The 18,929-nt window shown below is 64.6% G+C and carries 17 protein-coding genes; 9 read left to right on the forward strand and 8 right to left on the reverse strand.

Annotation, left to right across the window (positions count from 1 at the left end; translation table 11 throughout):
• Nucleotides 1–21: 21 nt before the first annotated feature.
• Nucleotides 22–1,536 carry an amidase gene (locus Q0743_RS01865; RefSeq protein WP_298239896.1) on the reverse strand — a complete coding sequence of 505 codons (1,515 nt, stop codon included), beginning with the start codon at nt 1,534–1,536 and terminating at the stop codon, nt 22–24.
• A 154-nt stretch (nt 1,537–1,690) separates the two neighbouring features.
• Nucleotides 1,691–2,875: a substrate-binding domain-containing protein gene (locus Q0743_RS01870; protein ID WP_298239897.1), complete on the reverse strand. Its 1,185-nt coding sequence runs from the start codon at nt 2,873–2,875 to the stop codon at nt 1,691–1,693.
• Nucleotides 2,876–3,054: 179 nt separating this feature from the next.
• Here Q0743_RS01870 and Q0743_RS01875 point away from each other — a divergent pair, with 179 nt between their 5' ends.
• Nucleotides 3,055–3,498: a MarR family transcriptional regulator gene (locus tag Q0743_RS01875; RefSeq protein WP_097666343.1), complete on the forward strand. Its 444-nt coding sequence runs from the start codon at nt 3,055–3,057 to the stop codon at nt 3,496–3,498.
• A gap of 317 nt (nt 3,499–3,815) precedes the next feature.
• Here Q0743_RS01875 and secA read toward each other — a convergent pair whose 3' ends face one another.
• Nucleotides 3,816–6,656: a preprotein translocase subunit SecA gene (gene secA / locus Q0743_RS01880; protein ID WP_298239898.1), complete on the reverse strand. Its 2,841-nt coding sequence runs from the start codon at nt 6,654–6,656 to the stop codon at nt 3,816–3,818.
• A gap of 353 nt (nt 6,657–7,009) precedes the next feature.
• Between secA and Q0743_RS01885 the strand changes: the two genes are divergently transcribed.
• Both Q0743_RS01885 and argJ read left to right on the forward strand, forming a co-directional pair.
• Nucleotides 7,010–7,936, forward strand: coding sequence for a peptidylprolyl isomerase (locus tag Q0743_RS01885; protein ID WP_298239899.1), 927 nt, complete (start codon nt 7,010–7,012; stop codon nt 7,934–7,936).
• 107 nt (nt 7,937–8,043) lie between these two features.
• A complete protein-coding gene (gene argJ, locus Q0743_RS01890; protein WP_298239900.1) occupies nt 8,044–9,303 on the forward strand; it encodes a bifunctional glutamate N-acetyltransferase/amino-acid acetyltransferase ArgJ in 1,260 nt (419 codons plus the stop codon).
• Between the two features lie 43 nt (nt 9,304–9,346).
• Here argJ and Q0743_RS01895 read toward each other — a convergent pair whose 3' ends face one another.
• The gene (locus Q0743_RS01895; protein ID WP_298239901.1) at nt 9,347–10,678 is read right to left on the reverse strand and encodes a TadE/TadG family type IV pilus assembly protein; all 1,332 of its coding nucleotides are present in this window, start codon (nt 10,676–10,678) and stop codon (nt 9,347–9,349) included.
• Nucleotides 10,679–10,819: 141 nt separating this feature from the next.
• On the opposite strand from Q0743_RS01895, the gene mutT reads away from it, so the two are divergent.
• Nucleotides 10,820–11,230: an 8-oxo-dGTP diphosphatase MutT gene (mutT, locus tag Q0743_RS01900; RefSeq protein ID WP_298239902.1), complete on the forward strand. Its 411-nt coding sequence runs from the start codon at nt 10,820–10,822 to the stop codon at nt 11,228–11,230.
• A gap of 260 nt (nt 11,231–11,490) precedes the next feature.
• On the opposite strand, the gene Q0743_RS01905 is transcribed toward mutT, so the two are convergent.
• Complete coding sequence (locus tag Q0743_RS01905) at nt 11,491–12,360, reverse strand: methyltransferase domain-containing protein (protein WP_298239925.1); 870 nt, start codon at nt 12,358–12,360, stop codon at nt 11,491–11,493.
• Nucleotides 12,361–12,588: 228 nt separating this feature from the next.
• Here Q0743_RS01905 and Q0743_RS01910 point away from each other — a divergent pair, with 228 nt between their 5' ends.
• Genes Q0743_RS01910 through Q0743_RS01925 form a run of 4 tightly spaced genes read left to right on the forward strand, consistent with a single transcriptional unit; the run spans nt 12,589 to nt 15,078 of the window.
• Complete coding sequence (locus Q0743_RS01910) at nt 12,589–13,386, forward strand: ComF family protein (protein ID WP_298239903.1); 798 nt, start codon at nt 12,589–12,591, stop codon at nt 13,384–13,386.
• A 47-nt stretch (nt 13,387–13,433) separates the two neighbouring features.
• Nucleotides 13,434–13,709, forward strand: coding sequence for a glutaredoxin 3 (grxC, locus tag Q0743_RS01915; protein ID WP_247529113.1), 276 nt, complete (start codon nt 13,434–13,436; stop codon nt 13,707–13,709).
• Nucleotides 13,706–14,596, forward strand: coding sequence for a carbon-nitrogen hydrolase family protein (locus Q0743_RS01920; protein ID WP_298239904.1), 891 nt, complete (start codon nt 13,706–13,708; stop codon nt 14,594–14,596). The genes grxC and Q0743_RS01920 overlap by 4 nt, the downstream gene beginning before the upstream one ends.
• Nucleotides 14,593–15,078 carry a DUF1178 family protein gene (locus tag Q0743_RS01925; protein ID WP_298239905.1) on the forward strand — a complete coding sequence of 162 codons (486 nt, stop codon included), beginning with the start codon at nt 14,593–14,595 and terminating at the stop codon, nt 15,076–15,078. Before Q0743_RS01920 ends, Q0743_RS01925 begins: the two co-directional genes overlap by 4 nt.
• Here the strand turns inward: Q0743_RS01925 and Q0743_RS01930 are convergent.
• From Q0743_RS01930 to Q0743_RS01940, 3 genes are all read right to left on the reverse strand, one after another.
• Nucleotides 15,075–15,974 (reverse strand): EamA family transporter, encoded by a 900-nt coding sequence (locus Q0743_RS01930; RefSeq protein ID WP_298239906.1) that lies wholly within the window; start codon nt 15,972–15,974, stop codon nt 15,075–15,077. The two genes, Q0743_RS01925 and Q0743_RS01930, sit on opposite strands and share 4 nt — an antisense overlap.
• 280 nt (nt 15,975–16,254) lie before the next feature.
• Nucleotides 16,255–17,028, reverse strand: a complete 774-nt coding sequence (gene ubiG, locus Q0743_RS01935; protein WP_298239907.1) for a bifunctional 2-polyprenyl-6-hydroxyphenol methylase/3-demethylubiquinol 3-O-methyltransferase UbiG — start codon at nt 17,026–17,028, stop codon at nt 16,255–16,257.
• Between the two features lie 14 nt (nt 17,029–17,042).
• On the reverse strand, nt 17,043–17,507 hold the full coding sequence (locus tag Q0743_RS01940; protein WP_298239908.1) for a PH domain-containing protein: 465 nt from the start codon (nt 17,505–17,507) through the stop codon (nt 17,043–17,045).
• A 149-nt stretch (nt 17,508–17,656) separates the two neighbouring features.
• Here Q0743_RS01940 and Q0743_RS01945 point away from each other — a divergent pair, with 149 nt between their 5' ends.
• Nucleotides 17,657–18,913: an aspartate kinase gene (locus Q0743_RS01945; protein WP_298239909.1), complete on the forward strand. Its 1,257-nt coding sequence runs from the start codon at nt 17,657–17,659 to the stop codon at nt 18,911–18,913.
• The last annotated feature ends 16 nt before the right edge of the window (nt 18,914–18,929 follow it).

Consider the following 18,929-nt stretch of genomic DNA (forward strand, 5'->3'; position numbering starts at 1 on the left):
CCGTCTGCATCCGTGCCGCGCTCACATCTTCTTCCAGTCGCCGATCTGCTCGAAGGCGTGGGCGGCGCGGTAGATGGTGGATTCCTCGAACATGCGTCCGACCAGCATCAGGCCGACGGGCAGGCCGTCGACCATGCCGCAGGGCAGCGACATCGCGGGATGGTGGGTGATGTCGAACGGCGCGGTGTTGGAGATCATCTCCAGCGCGCGGGCAACGTATTCCTCGCGGCTGGCGTTCGGCTCCGGCAGCTTGGTCGCCTTCATCGGCGTGGTCGGCATCAGCAGCAGATCGTAATCCCCAAACGCCTTGTCGTAGGCGGCGGTCAGGCGGCGCGAGATGTTGAGCGCCTTGCCGTAGAAGCGCGGACCGAAATTGTTGTTGATGTAAGTGCCGAGCATCATGAACAGCTTCGTAGTCTCGGACAGCGAATCGGCCTGTCGGCGCCAACCGCGATGGAAATCCATCAGCGAGGTCGAATAGAGATCGCCGCGGGACAGGCCGTAGCCGTCGCCGAACATCATGGTCTGGGTCAGGCCTTCGGTGCCGATCGGGGTCCAGATCGCGCCGCCCAGCAGATGCATCGGGATCGACACGGTCTCGACGGTGGCGCCGAGATCCTTGAAGCGCTTCGCCGCCTCGCGCACGCTTTCATTCACGGCGGCCTCGGCGACCGGCTGCTCGAAACCTTCCTTGACGATGCCGATCTTCATGCCCTTGACGCCCTGGCCGAGCGCCTTGGTGTATTCCTCGACCTTCGGCGCCTTGATGCGGGGATCGTAGCCGTCGTCGCCGGCGAGCACTTCAAGCAGCAGCGCGTTGTCGGCAACCGTCGCGGTCATCGGACCGGTGTGGTCGACATAGATCTCGATCGGCATGATGCCGGTATAGGGCACGAGGCCCCAGGTCGGCTTCATGCCGTAGGTGCCGCAGAACGAGGACGGCATGCGGATCGAGCCGCCCTGGTCGCCGCCGATCGCCATGTCGACCTCGCCGAGCGCGACCACGACGCCCGAGCCCGACGACGAGCCGCCAGCCGAGTATCCCATCTTGTGCGGATTGTGCACCGGCCCGTAAGAGCCGGTGTGGCTGCCGCCGGACAGGCAGAAATGCTCGCAATGCACCTTGCCCTTGATCTCGGCGCCGGCATCCAGCATGCGCGTGACGATGGTGGCGTCGAAGTCGGGCACGAAGCCTTCCAGCGTCGACGATCCATTGGTCATGGGAACGCCGGCCAACATGATGTTGTCCTTCAGCGCGATGGTCTTGCCCTTGAGCTTGCCGCCGGCGGCGCCCTTCACGACCGACTTGCGATACCAGGCGTTGCGCGGGTTCTCTTCCGCCGAGGGCCGGTAGCCGGGCGTGCGCGGATATTTCACCTCGGGCAGCTCGTCCGGCATCGCGGCAACGAGATTGTAGGCCTCGATCGAGCCCTGCATCAGGCCGCGGAAGGAGGTGACGTCCTCGTCGGTGAGCGAAAGGCCGCATTGCTCGGCGACACTGCGAAGCTGGGCTGGCGTGGGAAGGACAACTGTCACGGCGCTCTCCTGAAGTTTTCTGGATCAGTCCTTGGGCGTGCGGTCGCGTTTGGCGCGACGAGCGCACCGGCCCGGCGGAAACATTCAAAACGGAAATATTTTCCTTTTCAAGTATTATTTTGCGAGCCGGCCTGCGGCGATTGCCGCGGCAAGGTCAGATCGGCTTGATCAGCTTGAAATCGAGACCGTCGGCTTCGGCGAGATGCATCGGCATCCGCGCGCGCCCATCGCGGACGGTGACCGGGCCGCGGGCGCCGCTATAGACGATGTTGCGGCCGGCGGCGAGCATCGGGCCCATCGACAAGGAACCGGCCTTGTTCGCGACGGCTTCGAGAAAACGCAGGCCTTCGTAACTGGACTGCCCGACCGAGCCGATCGGCGGCGCGTTCGGTCCGAACATCGCGTGATAGCGGCTCTGGAATTCGTCGTTGGCGCGGGCACCCGTGCCGGTGAAATAACCGGAGGCACAGAACATGTTCTCGCTGTTGTCGGCGCCGATGCCGAGCAGCACGGTCTCGTCCATCGCGCCCGCGAGCCGCAGCGTCGTGGCGCCGAGCCCGCATTCGCCGAAGGCGCGGTTGAAGGTGACGCTGTCGGTACCGATCAGCGAAATCAGCACCACGTCGGGCTTCGCGGCGCGGATGCGCGCCAGATGCGGCTCGTGATTGTCCTCGCCGAGAGGAACGAACTCTTCGCCGACGACGTGGCCGCCGGTTTCCCGGATGTAGTTCTTCACCGCGCGGTGCGATTGCCAGGGCCAGACGTAGTCACTGCCGATCAGGTACCAACGCTGCGCCTTCCTGACGTCGGCGAGCCAGTGGATGGCGGGGCGGCTCTGCCAGCGCGGGGTCTCGCCGATCGCCATCACGCCGGGCGTGCGTTCGCCACCTTCGTAGACCGGTGTGTAGATGTAGGGGATGCGATGGCGCGTGGTGACGTCGCGCAAGGCCACGCGCACCGCGCTGGTGTGCAAGCCGACGATGAGGTCGACCTCGTCGAACGCGATCGCCTGTTCGGCACGGTCCAGGACCTCATCCAGCGGCCCGCCGGCATCATAGATGGACAGCTCGATCTCGCGGCCGAGGATGCCGCCGCGCCTGTTGATCTCGGCGACGGCGAGCTGCGCGCTGTTGGTGGCGCAGGGCCCCCAGACGCCGGGCGAGCCGGAGCAGCAGATGAAGCCGCCGATGCGGAGCCTGTTGCTGCCGCGCCGCCTGAGGAGAGCGTGGTCGCTCGGCGACAACGCACCGTCAGCCGCCGATGACGACAGATTCCTGAGCAGCATGGACGGCGGCAACGCCGGACCGCCGTGAGCCGGGAAGTTTACCGTCGCGCGCACGCCAACTCCTGTCTGGCAGCAGACCTGAAAGCACATTCTGCGGGCGGCCGCGGCATCCGCCCTTTTGTTGGGCAATGATCCTATTTTGAAAATATTGAATATTCAACAATTGAAGTGCATATAGATGCAGCATTGATTGCAAGACATTCACTCATTTGGGTCAAGACGAAGTCTTAGCCGTGGCAAAACCGACCAAAACAAACACCCCGATCACCGAACACCTCGCCTATCTGCTCGCGCAAGCCAACCGGGAGATCAACCGGCAGCTCGAACTGCGGTTGAGCAAGGAAGGTGTGCCGGTGGAACAATGGCGCATCCTGAAGGTGCTGTCGGATGGCAACGGCCATTCGATGGGCGAGCTCGCGGAGGCCGTGCTGCTCAACCATCCGACGCTGACCAAGATGATCGATCGCATGGTCTCGGACACGCTGGTCTATCGCGTGCAGGACCCGAACGACCGCCGCAAGGTGCTGATGTTCATCTCCGACCGCGGCAAGGTGCTGTGCAAGAAGCTCAACTCGCTCGCGGTCGACCAGGAGGAGCACATCCTGGAGAGCTACGGCGACAAGCCGACCAGCGAATTGAAGCGGCTGCTGGAGAGCCTCATCGACAGCTCGAATTGAACGGGCGTGCGTCCCGAGAGTTGCGACGTTGCCAACCCAGCAAAAAGTGTCGTCCCGGCGAACGCCGGGACCCATAACCACAGGCTGTGGTTCTTTCAAAGATCAATAGTTGCGATGTTTCGCGCGGTACGACGATCGCGCGCTATTGATGGATTCCGCGGTATGGGTCCCTGCGTTCGCAGGGACGACGGTGTGGAAATTGCTGCGCGCCACACACTCAGTGTCAGCCCCCGCCTAGTGCGCAATTTACGCACTGGCCCGGCGACGACGGCGGAATGTGAGGCGCTCAGGTCGCGCCTCACAAACGCATTCAGCCCTTACGCATACCGCCCGTGGCAGTGCTTGTACTTCTTGCCCGAGCCGCAGGGGCAGTCCTCGTTGCGGCCGACCTTACCCCAGCTCGCCGGATTCTTCGGATCGCGCAGCGCCGCGTCGGAGGCCTGCGCACCGAGCGAGACGTTGGCAACGGCCATTTCGTCCTCGCCGGTGTTCGGATCGAACTTGTGCGCTTCCATTTGCGGCAGCACGGGAGCTTCCTGCTCCGGCGGCACGATCTCGACGCGCATCAGCTGCGCGGTGACGGCCTCGCGCAGATGCGCGCTCATCTCCTGGAAGAGATTGAAGGCCTCGGTCTTGTACTCCTGCAAGGGATCGCGCTGGCCATAGCCGCGCAGGCCGATGACCTGGCGCAGATGGTCGAGCATGATCAGATGCTCGCGCCAGAGATGGTCGAGCGTCTGCAAGAGGATGGTCTTCTCGACGTAACGCATCACGTCGGGACCCCATTGCGCGACCTTGGCCGCCATGTGCTCGTCGGCCTTGGTCTCGATGCGGGTGAGCAGCTCCTCGTCGGCGATGCCCTCTTCCTTGGCCCAGTCCTCGACCGGAAGGTCGAGATCGAGCACGCGCTTGAGCTCTTCCTTCAGGCCCGCGACGTCCCACTGCTCGGCATAGGCATGCTCGGGCACGTGCTTGGCGACGAGGTCGTCGATGAAGGCGTGACGCATGTCGGCGACGGTCTCGGCGACGCTCTCGTCCTTCATCAGGTCGACGCGCTGGTCGAAGATCACCTTGCGCTGGTCGTTCTGGACGTTGTCGAATTTGAGCAGGTTCTTGCGGATGTCGAAGTTGCGCGCCTCGACCTTCTGCTGCGCCTTCTCGAGCGCCTTGTTGATCCAGGGATGGATGATGGCCTCGCCCTCCTGCAGGCCGAGACGCTGCAGCATGCTGTCGAGACGGTCCGATCCGAAGATGCGCATCAGGTCGTCTTCCAGCGACAGGAAGAACTTGGAGCGGCCGGGGTCACCCTGACGGCCGGAGCGGCCGCGCAGCTGGTTGTCGATGCGGCGCGATTCGTGGCGCTCGGAGCCCATGATGTAGAGGCCGCCGGGCTTCTTCACGGTCTTGGCGGGCTTGCTGCCCTTCGCCGGCTCGATCTCGACCTCTTCCTCGGCCTTCAGCACGATGTCGCGGAAGTGCTCGATGTCGGCCTTGATCTGCTCGATCTTCTTCGCCTTCTCGGCCTCGTCCTCGATCCCTGCGGCCTCCTGCTGGATGCGCATCTCGAGCGAGCCGCCGAGCTTGATGTCGGTGCCGCGGCCGGCCATGTTGGTGGCGATCGTGATCGCGCCGGGAACGCCGGCCTCCGCGACGATATAGGCTTCCTGCTCGTGGAAGCGTGCGTTCAGCACCGCGAACAGTTTCGCCGGCTTGCCGGCGCGGGCGGCCGCGTACAGCTTCTGCATCGAATTCTCGTTGCCGAAATCGATCTGCCGATAGCCGTGCTTCTTGAGGTATTCGGCGATCACTTCCGACTTCTCGATCGAGGCGGTGCCGACCAGGACCGGCTGCAACCGCGCATTGGCACGCTCGATCTCGGCGAGGATCGCGGCGTATTTCTCGTTCTGGGTGCGGTAGACCTCGTCGTCCTCGTCGAGGCGCGCGATCGACAGATTGGTCGGGATCTCCACGACCTCGAGCTTGTAGATGTCGAACAGCTCGTCGGCTTCCGTCAGCGCCGTGCCGGTCATGCCGGCCAGCTTCTCGTACATGCGGAAGTAGTTCTGGAAGGTGATCGAGGCCAGCGTCTGGTTCTCGGGCTGGACCGTAACGTGCTCCTTCGCCTCCAGCGCCTGGTGCAGGCCTTCGGAATAGCGGCGGCCCTGCATCATGCGGCCGGTGAACTCGTCGATGATGACGACCTCGTCGTCACGGACGATGTAATCCTTGTCGCGGGTGAACAGCGTGTGGGCGCGCAAGGCCTGATTGATGTGGTGCACGACGGAGACGTTCTCGACGTCGTAGAGCGACTCGCCCTTGAGCTGGCCGGCATCGCGCAGCAGCCCCTCGATCTTCTCCATGCCAGCTTCGGTGAGCGTCACCGTGCGCTGCTTCTCGTCGACCTCGTAGTCGGTCTTATCGAGCTTGGGCAGGAACGAATCGATGGTGTTGTAGAAATCGGAACGGTCGTCGAGCGGACCGGAGATGATCAGCGGCGTGCGCGCTTCGTCGATCAGGATGGAGTCGACTTCGTCGACGATGGCGTAGAAGTGCGGCCGCTGGACCATGTCCTCGAGCCGGTACTTCATGTTGTCGCGCAGATAGTCGAAGCCGTATTCGTTGTTGGTGCCGTAGGTGATGTCGCAGGCATAGGCCGCCTTGCGCTCGGCATCGTCGAGGCCGTGGACGATCACCCCGGTGGTCAGGCCGAGGAAGCTGTAGATCTGGCCCATCCAGCCGGAGTCGCGGCGGGCGAGGTAGTCGTTGACGGTGACGACGTGGACGCCCTTGCCGGCGAGCGCGTTGAGATAGACCGCGAGGGTGGCGACCAGCGTCTTGCCTTCACCGGTCTTCATCTCGGCGATGTCGCCCTCGTGCAGCACGATGCCGCCGATCAGCTGGACGTCGAAATGGCGCTGGCCGAGGGTGCGCTTGGCGGCCTCGCGCACGGTGGCGAAGGCGGGCACCAGCAGGTCGTCGAGCGTCTTGCCCTCGGCAAGCTGCTTCTTGAACTCGGCGGTACGGGCCTTGAGCGCCTCGTCGGAGAGCTTCGAGACCTCCGCCTCCAGCGCGTTGATCGCGTTGACGCGGGACTGGTATCCCTTCACCCGCCGGTCGTTGGCGGAGCCGAAAAACTTGCGGGCGAGCGCGCCGATCATGCCTAGTTCCTGTGTTCGCGAATTAACCGCGTTGCAGCCAAGAAGTTGTCACCCGCCTGCCTATCAACTCACCGTGACGCCTGATGGCGCCTTCGGCCCGGACCGCGGGGTCGTCCGCCATATGGGTGGGAATTGGGCAAGTCTGGGTTCAACGGCCAAAAACGCAGCAAAATAAACGCCATCGCCATGGTCGCGACCGGGCAGAGATATGGCCCGGTCAGGGCCTTGTCAACGGCGGGCGCATTGCGGCTAATTCATCATTTTGACAGACTTTTCGCGTTGCCAAGGCCCCCTGAATTGGGCGAGTGTCCGCCGCGCTCGAGCAGCCCCCTGCTTCAACAAAAGGATTTTCCATGACCACCTCGTTCCCGGTATCCACCGGCCAGCGTTTCCGCCATGCGTCCGCCCTGGCTGGCGGGCTCGCTCTGGCGCTGTCCCTGGCGTTTGCGGGCCCGCTCCGGGCCGCCGACGATCCGGTCCTGGCGAAGGTCAATGGCGCTGAAATCAAGAAGAGCGACGTTGCCATGGCCGAGGAGGAGCTCGGACCGAGCCTCGCCCAGATGGACCCGGCAACCAAGGACGAGAACGTCCTGTCCTTCCTGATCGACATGAAGATCGTCAGCAAGGCTGCCGAGGACAAGAAGGTCGCCGACAGCGAGGAGTTCAAGAAGCGCCTGGCATTCGCCCGCAACCGGCTTCTGATGGACAGCCTGCTCGCGGGCGAGGGCAAGGCCGCCACCACCCCGGACGCCATGAAGAAGGTCTATGAGGAGGCCTCCAAGCAGATCACCGGCGAGCAGGAGGTGCGCGCCCGCCACATTCTGGTCGAGACCGAGGACGAGGCCAAGGCGGTCAAGGCCGAGCTCGACAAGGGCGGCGATTTCGCCGAGCTCGCCAAGAAGAAGTCCAAGGATCCCGGCTCGGCCGACGGCGGCGATCTCGGCTTCTTCACCAAGGAGCAGATGGTGCCGGAATTCTCGGCGGTGGCCTTCTCGCTGGAGCCGGGCAAGATCTCCGACCCCGTGAAGTCGCAGTTCGGCTGGCACATCATCAAGGTCGAGGAAAAGCGCAACCGCAAGGCGCCGGATTTCGAGCAGGTCAAGACCCAGATCGAAAGCTATGTCACCCGCAAGGCCCAGGCCGAGTACGTCGCCAAGCTGCGTGCCGAGGCCAAGGTCGAGCGGATGGACCAGCCGGCGGCCGACGCATCGAAGGATGCCAAGCCAGCCGACGCGGCCAAGCCGTCCGACAGCAAGATGGCTCCGCCCGCCAAGAAGTAAGAATTCGCTGTCACTTCGCGGACGCCAATAGTATCTAACGTCGCAATGGCCGGGCCACTTGATGGTCCGGCCATCTGCATATCCAGACCTGATCAAGGCACCCCGCGATGTCCTCCTCCGTCTCCCCCCTCGCCCCCAAGAACGTTCCTGACATGCCTGTAATCGCGGGCATCCGCCTTGCGACGGCCGAGGCCGGCATCCGCTACAAGAACCGCACCGACGTGCTGCTGGCGGTGATGGACAAGGGCACGACGGTTGCCGGAGTCTTCACCAAGTCCAAATGCCCCTCCGCACCGGTCGAATGGTGCCGCGCCAAGCTGAAGGGCGGCGGATCTTCTAAAAAGGGATTGGCGCGCGCGCTCGTCGTCAATTCCGGGAACGCCAATGCCTTCACCGGCAAGACCGGCCGCGCCTCGACCGCGCTGACCGCCAAGATCGCGGCCAAGGCAGTCGGCTGCAGCGAAAGCGAGATCTTCCTGGCCTCGACCGGCGTGATCGGCGAGCCGCTGGATGCGACCAAGTTCGACGGCGTTCTGGGCCGCCTCGCCGAGACCGCGGAAGCAGGCGACTATCTCGCCGCGGCCAAGGCGATCATGACCACCGATACCTTCCCGAAGGTCGCGACCGCGACCGTCAAGCTCGGCAAGGCCAAGGTCACCATCAATGGCATGGCCAAGGGCGCCGGCATGATCGCGCCCGACATGGCGACGATGCTGTCCTTCATCTTCACCGACGCACCGATCGCGCCCGCAGCGCTGCAGGCGCTGCTCAAGGCCGGTGTCGAGGACACGTTCAACGCGGTCACGATCGACGGCGACACCTCGACCTCCGACACGCTGCTGGCCTTCGCCACCGGGGCTGCCGCCAAGCATGGCGCGCCCAAGATCAGCCGCGCCAGCGATCCGCGCCTGAAGGCCTTCGTCAAGGCGTTCAACCAGATCCTCGCCAATCTTTCGGAACAGGTCGCCCGCGACGGTGAAGGCGCGCGAAAACTGGTCGAGATCACGGTCGAGGGCGCCAAGACCAAGGCCTCCGCCCGCAAGATCGCGATGTCGATCGCCAACTCGCCGCTGGTGAAGACCGCGATCGCCGGCGAGGACGCCAATTGGGGCCGCGTGGTGATGGCGGTCGGCAAGGCCGGCGAGCCGGCCGATCGCGACAAGCTCTCGATCTCCTTCAACGGCATCCGCGTCGCCAAGAGCGGCGCGCGCGATCCGTCCTATGACGAGGCGCAGGTGTCGGAAGCGATGAAGGCGCCGGAGATTGCGATTCTGGTCTCGCTCGGCCTCGGCAAGGGCCGCGACCGCGTGCTGACCTGCGACCTCACCAAGGAATATGTGGCGATCAACGGGGACTACAGGTCTTGAGTCTTCTCCCTCGCTCCGTTCTTGCGGGGAGAGGTGAACAAGATCACCCCGAAATCCGGGCGTCCGCGACCGCTTTCCGGAACAGCGCGTTCATCGCATCCGATATGCCCTGGGTCGGGCTCACCTCGAAATACAGTCCCGGCGAGGCGCAGCTCTGCATGTTGTCGGCGATCTCGCTGTTTGGCGACGGACCGAACGGGCCCTTGTTGAAGGGGTCGATGTAGGTCATGTACCAGGAGTTGGTCGGCAACTGCAGATAGGTGGTGTAGAGCACCGCGATCTTGATGCCGCGATTCTTGATGGTCGTGCAGAGCGAGACGTCGATCGGCGATTGGCAGCGTCCGCCGCTCACGAGCGGCTTGGAGCAACCGGTGTTGTATTCGTCGGCGACGCCGTCAGAGACGAAAAACAGATATTTCAGGGGCGCAGACGACGTGCCGGCACCCGGCGCGGTGATTGCGGAGTTGATGGCCGGAAAGACCGTGCTGAACTGCGTGTCCTTGTCGGCGGTGTAGGAATCGTTGTTGCCGTAAACGCCCATCAGGTCGATGCCGCCCGCCGCCGTCTTGGCACTCGACAGGCTCGCAGACAGTGAGAACAGGGCGCGCAGGCCAATGGTCTTCGAGGATGCGCCGAAATCGTAGATCGCCATGCGGAACTGGTTCGAATAGGTCTCGCTGGCCGCGGCGGTGTCCATCAGCGACTGGGTCGCACTGCGCAAGACGTCGATTCGCGTCGTGACGCCGAGCGTCTTGGCGAGATTATAGTAGTTGTTCGAGTCGTTGTAGTCGTGGCATGCGAAGGCGCATTTGTCCGACGTGTTGTTGACCATCTTGGTCACGTCGGCCGGCGTCGCCGCCACGCCCATCGACGGCGAATTGTCCAGCAGGAGATAGAAGTCGACATAGAGAGGCATGCTGGCCGTCGCCGTCGACGTGCCGGTCATGGTCAGCGCCGTCTTGCCGATCACGCCGAGGAACATGGTGTTGATGCTGGCGCTGAACGCAACGGTCGAAGTGACCGTCGAGCCGCTCTTGACCACCGCCGGCGTGACGCTGTTGAGCGTGTAGCCGGTCAGGTTGGCGACGTTGGCATTGAAGATGTTCTTGGCGTCGGTGACGCCGACCGCAATCGAGCCATCCGAGGTCATCGTGCCCGCGGCCGCAAATCCCGGCGAGGCCTTGGCGACCGCACCGACGCTGGCCGCGTCGGCTGCGGCCTGAAGCTTGGCCCGAACCTGCGTCGCGCGGGAGTAATCGACGGCGCAGCCAACCACCGTGATCAGGGGAACGCAGGCGAGCGCGAAAATCACCGCGATATTGCCGCGCCGGTCGCGGGCGAACCGGCGGATGGTGGTGCAAAGCACGACGCGCATGGACTGGCCTGGAATGGTTTAAATATGTTTCCACTCTAGGAACCGTTGATTAAATATGACTTATGCAAACCGCGAAAACGGTGGAGCCGCAACGGGGTTAACAAACCATTGCGAACGATCTTGAGTTGATGACAGGGACCTATGGCCGATCTCAAATTGACACTGGTGGTGGCCTGCGCGCTCGTCGATGCCGACAAGCGCGTCCTGATCGCGCAGCGCCCCGAGGGCAAGACGCTGGCAGGCCTCTGGGAATTTCCCGGCGGAAAACTCGAGCCGGGCGAGCGGCCGGAGCAGAGCCTGATCCGCGAGCTCAACGAGGAGCTCGGCATCACCGTCGCCGAGCCGTGTCTCGCGCCGCTGACCTTTGCGAGCCACGCCTACGAGACCTTCCATCTGTTGATGCCGCTCTACATCTGCCGGCGCTGGGAAGGGCAGGTCGCGCCGCGCGAAGGCCAGACCCTGGCCTGGGTCCGCGCCAACAAGCTGCGCGACTACCCGATGCCGCCCGCGGACATTCCGCTGATCCCGCATTTGATCGATCTGCTGATGTGAGTTGGCGCGAACCGCGCCTCAATCTCTAGCGTCGTCCCGGACAAGCGCGCCCCAAGCGCGCGCAGATCCGGGACCCATAAACACAGGATTACGCTATAGCGCGAGATGACAACTCCGAGTCCTCGCCAAACGACGTCCTGTGGCTATGGGTCCCGGATCGGCGCTCCGCTCTGGACAACGCTGCGCGTTGCCAGGACTACGCTTGTCCGGGACGACACTGAACTCTCGCAACGATCTCGGCCAATCGCCCAGAGAACGCCTCACTCCTTCCCCGCCCTCTTCACCGCCTCCGCGAGACTCGCCTTCGCCGATCCCGGCTTCAGCGGCTGCTGCTGGCTCGCATGCGGGGCCCAGCCGGAGAGCCAGATGATGTCGAACGTCGCGCGGATGCGGCCGTCGGCATCGGCAAAGCGCTCGGCATAGATTTCGGCCATGCGCAGCAGCGTCGCGCGCCGGCTCGGCGTGCGGCGGCGTTCGATCAGCACATTGGCGGCGCCCATGCGGCGGAGATCCTGCATCAGGGCGAACGCGTTGCCATAGCGCACCACGACGCGGTCGACGTCGGTCACCGGCAGCGCGAAACCGGCCCGCTGCAACAGCGCGCCAATGTCGCGCAAATCGGCGAACGGCGCGACGCGCGGCGACACGCCGCCCTCGCATTCGGCTTCCGCCGCCGCGAAGGCCTGCCGCAGCTCGGTCAGGCTGTCGCCGCCGATCATCGCGGCGAGCAACAATCCGTCCGGCTTCAGCGCACGGCGGATTTGCGCGAGCACGCCCGGCAAGTCGTTGACGAATTGCAGCGCCAGCGCAGAGACGACGAGGTCGAGACTTTCGGGTGCGAAGGACAGCTTTTCTGCGCCGGCCGCGTCGAGCGAGATCCGTTCGATGGAGGGGAGCCGCGCGCGCAAGCCGGCGAGCCCCTCACCGGGCGTCCAGAGATCAACCGGCGCATGAAACTCCCGCATCACCGCCGCCAGCCGGTCGGTCATGTCCTCGGCGACACGGTCGAGCAGGAACGTCACCCCGCCCTGCGTCCCCGCGCGCCGCTGCCGCGCATGCAGCAAGGCGCGATCGAACAAAGCGGGCGGGGTTTGCGAGGGCTGAGCCATGCCGCTGGTTACGCCGATCATGCGGGTCATTGCAATCTCCTCTCTCGTGTCCCGGACGAGCTGCAGCGTGCAACGCTGCTGCGCAGAGCCGGGACCCAGAAAGCAACACCGCACGATGCCGAGAGATGGGCCCCGGCTCTGCAGCGCACCGCGCCGGACGATGCTTCGCATCGCCGGGGGCGCTGCGCTGCGTCCGGGGCACGAGAGAGTCGCTTGAGCCCGGAAGCTCGGACCGCTAGCCTCCCCCTCATGGAAGCCGACACTGCCTCCACCCGCTCCATCGCCGCACCGCTACGTGCCGCGTGGACGGCTGGCCGCCACGTGCTGTCGCGGGCCGCACGGCTCGCGCTCGACATCGCGCTGCCGACGCTGTGCGTGTCCTGCCGCGAGCCGGTCGATGGTGAGGGTGTTTGCGCCTCGTGCTGGGCGCGGCTGTCGTTCATCGAGCGGCCTTATTGCCCGCGGCTCGGCATTCCCTTCGTCTATGACCCCGGCCCCGACATGCTGTCGATGGAGGCGATCGCGAGCCCGCCGGCTTACATGCGCGCCCGCGCCGCGGTACGGTACGACGACATCGCCCGGACGCTGGTGCACGCGCTGAAATATCAGGACCGCACCGATCTGGCGCCCGCCATGGGCCGCTGGATGGCGCGGGCGGGCGGCGAGCTGCTGGCCGGGGCCGATATGCTGGTGCCTGTTCCCTTGCATTGGCGGCGGGCCTGGCGGCGCCGTTACAACCAGTCCGGGGCGCTGGCGCGCGTGATCGAGCGGCAGAGCGGCGTCCGGGCGCGGCCCGAGGTGCTGCGCCGGGTCCGCGCCACCGAGCAGCAGATCGGCCTGTCGCGGGCCCAGCGTGCTACCAATGTGCAGGGCGCATTCCAGGTATCCCCCGACCGTCAGGCCGAGGTTCAGGGCCGCCGGATTGTCCTGATCGACGATGTCCTGACCTCGGGCGCGACGCTGGATGCCTGTGCGCGGGCGCTGTTACGCGCCAAGGCCGCCCAGGTCGACGTGCTGGTCTTCGCCCGGGTTGTCGAGATCAGGTAAAGTCCCATATAATTCAATGAATTCATGACACGAAAGCGCCAGACGAGATGACCGCTGCTGTCGAGATCTACACCAGGCCAGGCTGCGGCTATTGCTCCGCCGCCAAGTCGCTGCTGACCCGCAAGAAGGCGGCCTTCACGGAATTCGACGTCGCCAAGAACCCGTCATGGCGGGCCGAGATGTATGATCGTGCCGGCGAGGGCTCGACCTTCCCGCAGATCTGGATCGGCGGCACCCATGTCGGCGGCTGCGACGACCTCTATGCGCTCGACCGCGAGGGCAAGCTCGACGGCATGCTCGAAAGCGTGAAGGCAGTGTCATGAGCCAAGATCAAACTCGAGACCGCACGTTCACCGCCGCCATGGTGCAGATGCGCACCGGCTTGATGCCGGGGCCGAGCCTCGCGCAGGCCACGAAGCTGATCCGTCAGGCGGCAGCCAACGGCGCCGACTACGTGCAGACGCCCGAGGTCAGCAACATGATGCAGCTGAACCGCAAGGCATTGTTCGAGCATCTGCAGAGCGAAGAGGACGACAGCTCGCTGAAGGCCTATCGCGCGCTCGCGGCGGAGCTGAAGATCCACCTTCATGTCGGCTCGCTGGCGCTGCGCTTCTCAGCCGAGAAGGCGGTCAACCGCTCCTTCCTGATCGGGCCCGAGGGCAATGTGCTCGCGAGCTACGACAAGATCCACATGTTCGACATCGAACTGCCGGACGGCGAGAGCTATCGCGAATCCGCCAATTACCAGCCGGGCGAGACCGCCGTGATCTCCGACCTGCCCTGGGGCCGGGTGGGCCTGACGATCTGCTACGACGTGCGCTTCCCGGCGCTGTACCGTGCCCTTGCCGAGAGCGGCGCCTACTTCATCACCGTGCCCTCGGCCTTCACGCGCAAGACCGGCGAAGCGCATTGGCATGTGCTGCTGCGCGCACGCGCGATCGAGACCGGCTGCTTCGTGTTCGCGGCGGCGCAGGCCGGCACCCACGAGAACAAGCGCGAGACCTATGGTCATTCGCTGATCATCGATCCCTGGGGCGAGATTCTCGCCGAGGGCGACGTCGAGCCCGGCATCATCATGGCCAGGATTGATCCGGCCAAGGTCGAGACCGCGCGCGGCGCCATCCCCTCGCTGCAGCACGGCCGCCGCTTCGGCGTGTCCGATCCCAAGGCGGGGCCGGATCATCTGCATCTCGTGCGGGGATCGGCATGATCCGCTACGCGCTCCGCTGCGACCGGGACCACGATTTCGAAAGCTGGTTCCAGAACTCGTCGGCCTATGATTCGCAGGTCAAGCGCAAGCTCGTGACGTGCCCGATCTGCGGCTCCGCCAAGGTCGACAAGGCGATCATGGCCCCGCGCATCGTCGGCAAGAAGGGTCGCGGGCGCGCGGCGCCGCCACCGGAGACGACCACGACCACCGCCGCACCCGAGCCTGCGCCGTCAGGCCCGACCTCGCTGCTGATGGCGCAGGAGAAAGAGCTGCGCACCAAGCTGAAGGAATTGCGCGACCACATCGTCAAGAACGCCGACAATGTCGGCGAGCGCTTCGCCAACGAAGCCCGCGCGATGCATTACGGCGACAAGGAGCACCGCCCGATCTACGGCGAGGCCTCCCCGGAAGAGGCGAAGTCGCTGATCGACGAGGGCATCGAAGTCTCGCCCCTGCCGACGCTGCCGGAAGACCGGAACTAAGCCCCCACCAGCACCGCCACGCCGACCACGATCAGCGCAATGCCAAGAATTTCGCGCGGCGCGATCGGCTGCTTGAACGAGTAGTACGCCACGGCTTGCGCGAACAGCACCTCGATCAGCGCGAGCGTGCGGACATTGGCGGCGGCGGTCAGCGCGAACGCCAGGAACCAGAACTGCGAGGCGAAGGCGCCGGTGAAGCCCGCCAGCATCGACGGCCGCCACAGGCCGAGAATTCCCCGGAGCACGTCCGGCGCGCGCCAGAGCAGGTAGACCGTCAGGATCAGCGTCTGCACGAACAGGCCGAGCACCAGCGTGAACGAGGCCGCGGTCACGAAGGAGACGCCTGATACGTTGATGATCGCCCCGCGAAAGCCGACCGCCGACAGCGCGAAGGCCGCGGCCGCGACGAGGCCGGTGATGGTCGGCTTCAGCTCGGCAAAACTCTTCTCGCCGCCCGGCCGCAGCGCGGTGATGACGACGCCGATGGTCGCGATCACGATCGCCAGCACCTTCAGCCAGTTGAGGTGATCGCCGAGGAAGATGAAGCCGAAGATCGCAGTCTGGATCGCCTCGGTCTTCAGGTAAGCCGTCGTCACCACGAAGGAACGATCGTTCATCGCGAGCAGCATCAGCCCGGTCGCGACGATCTGGCTGAGCGCACCCAGCAGCAGCCACGGCCAGAACACGGTCGGCGGCATGCCAATGTGATCGCCGGTCGCGACCATCACCCCGCCCAGGAACAGCAGCGAGAACGGAAAGCCGAACAGGAAGCGGATATTGGTCGCCCCCCAGGTCCCCAGCGGCTTCGTCAGCGACCGCTGCATCGCATTGCGCGCGACCTGGCCGAGCGCAGCGACGATGGTGAAGGGAATCCAGAGGCTGGCGACGGTGAGCATGGGGTGGGGTTGAGAGGTGGGATGGGAAGGATGAGACCAACCTGCAAGCTGCAGCCCATGCGGTCAACCGCAGCGATGTCATGGGAGCGATGCTCACGCGACGAATTCGATGTCGTCCCTGCGAACGCAGGGACCCATTACCCCAGGGAGTAGTTTTGCGACGGCTGCCAATCCGCGTATCCAACACCGCGCCCCACCGAGAGATCACGCGGTATGGGTCCCTGCGTGCGCAGGGACGACAGCATCCTAGAGGCTCGAGCTGGCATATCACTTACACGCTTCACACCATCGCTTCCGCCACCACCATGTAGTTCACATCCATGTCGGACGAGAGCGACCATTTGTCGGCGAAGGGGGAGTAGACCACGCCGGTCTGCTCGGTGATGACGAGGCGGTTGTCGAGCAGGTATTTCGTCAGCTCGTCGGGCGTGACGAACTTGTTCCATTCGTGGGTGCCGCGCGGCAGCCAGCGCAGGACGTATTCGGCGCCGACGATGGCGAGCGCAAAGCTCTTCCAGTTGCGGTTCAGCGTCGAAACCACCATGAGGCCGTTCGGCTTCAGCATCGCGGCGCAGCGCTTGAGGAAGACGCCGACGTCGACGACGTGCTCGACCACTTCCATCGCCAGCACGATGTCGAAGCGCTCACGCGGGTCGATCTCCTCCACCGTGGTGCAGCGGTAGTCGATCGCAAGATGGCCCTTGTCGGCATGCAGCTTCGCGGCGGCGATGTTGCTCACCGACGGATCGACGCCGATGACCTGCGCGCCGAGGCGCGAGAGCGGTTCGCACAACAGGCCGGCGCCGCAGCCGATGTCGAGCACGCGCAAACCGCCGAGGCAGTTGAGGCTGCGTACGTTGCGCTCGAACTTGCGGCAGGCGGCATCGCGGATATAGCCGAGCCGCAGCGGGTTGATCCGATGCAGCGGCGCCATCTTGCCGTTGGGGTCCCACCACTCGGCCGAGAGTCTTGAGAATTTCGCGATCTCGGCAGCGTCGACGGTCGATCCCTGCTGCGGGCCGGTGGTTTCGGAAGTATTTTGCTGCATGCTCATGGTTACGCGCGGTCCTACCGCGTGGTGATCGAACTACGGAAGGCGAGCGGCGAGGCGATCGTCCGGATGGTTTCGCGACCTTCGCCGACGCCGTTGATGGTCACGTCGCCGTAGTTGAGAATACGTCCAAGGATCGACTGGTTGACGTCGACACTCTCGACCTTGTCCAGCGCCATTTCAAAGGTGCGGCGCTTGATGAAGCCGATCTTGTGCACAACCCTGAGATTGGTGACGTCGGTCTCGGTGGTGAGGCGATGGAACCAGCCCTTCACGGTCCAGTACAGGGCGGCAAGAGCCACCAGGCCGGCGCCAATGAGGCAAACCAGCGCAAGCCCTCCGACGAATTGTCCCGACAAGACCAGCAGGCCCAGGGCCACGATCCAGGCCAGGATCGCCGGAAAATAGAAGATCCAGTGCGCATTGGTCGAATACAGCACCCGCTCGCCCGGCTGCAGGATTTCGTCAATATAGCGCGCCATAACCTCTGATAACCCATTGCCCGGATTGGCCGGAGCAGGAACCCGCTTGCCCCCGGCCCCGCCCCTCTGTATACGCGCGGTCGGGTGCCCGCAGCATCGCCTTGCGCGGGTCACCATACTGATCCCTTTGAAGGAATGCACGCGTCGTCATGAGCCGCCTCGTGATGAAATTCGGCGGCACATCCGTCGCCAACATCGAACGTATCCGCAACGTCGCACGCCATGTGAAGCGTGAGGTCGACGCCGGCCATGAAGTGGCCGTGGTCGTCTCGGCGATGTCCGGGAAGACCAACGAGCTGGTGGCCTGGTGCACCGAGGCCTCGCCGATGCACGATGCGCGCGAATACGACGCCGTCGTCGCCTCCGGCGAGCAGGTGACCTCGGGCCTGCTGGCCATCGTGCTGCAGGGCATGGGGATCCAGGCCCGCTCCTGGCAGGGCTGGCAGATCCCGATCAAGACCAGCGACGCCCATGCCTCGGCCCGCATCGAGGACATCGACGGCAGCGAGATCATCAAGCGTTTCAAGGAGCGCAAGGAGGTCGCGGTCATCGCCGGCTTCCAGGGCATCGATCCCAGGACCAACCGCATCACCACGCTCGGCCGCGGCGGCTCCGATACCTCGGCCGTGGCGGTCGCCGCAGCCGTCAAGGCCGACCGCTGCGACATCTATACCGACGTCGATGGCGTCTACACCACCGACCCGCGAATCGTGCCGAAGGCCAAGAGGCTCGACAAGATCGCGTTCGAAGACATGCTGGAACTGGCTTCCCAGGGCGCCAAGGTGCTCCAGGTCCGCTCGGTGGAACTCGGCATGGTCCACAACATGCCGATCTTCGTCCGCTCGAGCTTCGACAAGCCCGAGGATATCGACCCGCATGCCAACCAGCCGCCCGGCACGCTGATCTGCGGCGAGGAGGAGATCATGGAAAACCACGTCGTCACCGGTATCGCCTTCTCCAAGGACGAGGCCCAGATCTCGGTGCGCCAGATCGAGGACAAGCCGGGCGTGGCCGCCTCGATCTTCGGCCCCCTGGCCGATGCCAACATCAACGTCGACATGATCGTTCAGAACGTCTCTGAAGACGGCAAGACCACCGACCTGACCTTCACGGTGCCGGCCGCCGACTATACCCGCGCCAAGGACACGATTACCGCCGCCAAGGGCAAGATCGGTTATGCACGGCTGGATACCGCCACCGACGTCGCAAAGATCTCGGTGATCGGCAGCGGCATGCGCAGCCATGCCGGCGTCGCCGCCCAGGCGTTCTCGGCCCTCGCAGGGCGGAATATCAACATCCGGGCCATTACAACCTCCGAGATCAAATTCTCGGTTTTGATCGACACAGCCTATACCGAGCTTGCGGTGCGCACGCTGCACACGCTCTACGGCCTCGACCAAGCCTAGACGGATTTTCTCTTAG

It is taken from the genome of uncultured Bradyrhizobium sp. (assembly GCF_936943645.1).
In the GTDB taxonomy this organism is placed as follows: Bacteria; Pseudomonadota; Alphaproteobacteria; order Rhizobiales; family Xanthobacteraceae; genus Bradyrhizobium.

What these genes read in the sequence shown, in the direction of transcription:
- secA (WP_298239898.1), bottom strand. Translation starts at nt 6,656, where the DNA reads ATGATCGGCGCGCTCGCCCGCAAGTTTTTCGGCTCCGCCAACGACCGG.
- Q0743_RS01885 (WP_298239899.1), top strand. Translation starts at nt 7,010, where the DNA reads ATGACCACCTCGTTCCCGGTATCCACCGGCCAGCGTTTCCGCCATGCG.
- argJ (WP_298239900.1), top strand. Translation starts at nt 8,044, where the DNA reads ATGTCCTCCTCCGTCTCCCCCCTCGCCCCCAAGAACGTTCCTGACATG.
- Q0743_RS01895 (WP_298239901.1), bottom strand. Translation starts at nt 10,678, where the DNA reads ATGCGCGTCGTGCTTTGCACCACCATCCGCCGGTTCGCCCGCGACCGG.
- mutT (WP_298239902.1), top strand. Translation starts at nt 10,820, where the DNA reads ATGGCCGATCTCAAATTGACACTGGTGGTGGCCTGCGCGCTCGTCGAT.
- Q0743_RS01905 (WP_298239925.1), bottom strand. Translation starts at nt 12,360, where the DNA reads ATGATCGGCGTAACCAGCGGCATGGCTCAGCCCTCGCAAACCCCGCCC.
- Q0743_RS01910 (WP_298239903.1), top strand. Translation starts at nt 12,589, where the DNA reads ATGGAAGCCGACACTGCCTCCACCCGCTCCATCGCCGCACCGCTACGT.
- grxC (WP_247529113.1), top strand. Translation starts at nt 13,434, where the DNA reads ATGACCGCTGCTGTCGAGATCTACACCAGGCCAGGCTGCGGCTATTGC.
- Q0743_RS01920 (WP_298239904.1), top strand. Translation starts at nt 13,706, where the DNA reads ATGAGCCAAGATCAAACTCGAGACCGCACGTTCACCGCCGCCATGGTG.
- Q0743_RS01925 (WP_298239905.1), top strand. Translation starts at nt 14,593, where the DNA reads ATGATCCGCTACGCGCTCCGCTGCGACCGGGACCACGATTTCGAAAGC.
- Q0743_RS01930 (WP_298239906.1), bottom strand. Translation starts at nt 15,974, where the DNA reads ATGCTCACCGTCGCCAGCCTCTGGATTCCCTTCACCATCGTCGCTGCG.
- ubiG (WP_298239907.1), bottom strand. Translation starts at nt 17,028, where the DNA reads ATGAGCATGCAGCAAAATACTTCCGAAACCACCGGCCCGCAGCAGGGA.
- Q0743_RS01940 (WP_298239908.1), bottom strand. Translation starts at nt 17,507, where the DNA reads ATGGCGCGCTATATTGACGAAATCCTGCAGCCGGGCGAGCGGGTGCTG.
- Q0743_RS01945 (WP_298239909.1), top strand. Translation starts at nt 17,657, where the DNA reads ATGAGCCGCCTCGTGATGAAATTCGGCGGCACATCCGTCGCCAACATC.